This window comes from Streptomyces sporangiiformans (assembly GCF_005768555.2).
Classification (GTDB): domain Bacteria; phylum Actinomycetota; class Actinomycetes; order Streptomycetales; family Streptomycetaceae; genus Streptomyces; species Streptomyces sporangiiformans.
The window spans coordinates 1-704 of record NZ_VCHX02000001.1 but is presented as its reverse complement, the minus strand read 5'-3'; the positions used below and the strand labels follow the sequence as shown (position 1 = coordinate 704).

Annotated in this window: 1 protein-coding gene; it reads right to left on the bottom strand. The window is 72.2% G+C overall.

Annotation, left to right across the window (positions count from 1 at the left end; translation table 11 throughout):
* Positions 1-680: KR domain-containing protein (locus tag FGD71_RS00005; protein ID WP_276147107.1), on the bottom strand; the 680-nt coding region annotated here is incomplete at its 3' end.
* Positions 681-704 lie beyond the last annotated feature (24 nt).

The window sequence follows — 704 nt, the reverse complement described above, 5'->3', positions numbered from 1 at the left end:
ACCGCCGCCACATGCCCCCGCACCACATCCAGCAACACCTCAACCCGCTCAACCCGCGACAACCCCACCAACCGCGCACCCAACGCGGAGGCATGCTCGGGCTCGGCGACCCACGCACCCGCTTCGGTCAACTGCCGCACCTCGGGCACGCCGGAGACGAGGGCACCGGGACGCCCCGACGGGAAGCCCGAGACGAACCGCTTCCAGTCCACGTCCACCACGGCGACCGTGGCGTCCCCGTCCGCCACCGCCTGTTGCAGAGCCGCCAGTGCGCGCTCGGGCGACAGCGGCGGCATCCCGCCCTGCCGCGCCCGCTCCTCGATCTCCCCCGCCGCCATACCGCCACCGGCCCACGGACCCCAGGCCACGGAGGTAGCGGGAAGCCCATGGGCACGCCGATACCCGGCGAGCGCGTCGAGGAAGGTGTTCGCGGCGGCGTAGCTCGCCTGCCCCATCCCGCCGACAACGCCGGCGAAGGAGGAGAACAGCACGAACGCCGACAGATCCATGTCCCGGGTGACCTCGTGCAGCACCCACGCCGCATCCGCCTTCGGCCGCAGCACCCCGGCCACACGCTCCGGCGTCAACGACTCGACCACACCGTCATCCACCACACCAGCCGCATGCACCACCGCCGTCAGCGGCACCTCCGCACACGCCTCGGTGAGCAGTGCCTCCACAGCGGCACGGTCCGCCACATCACA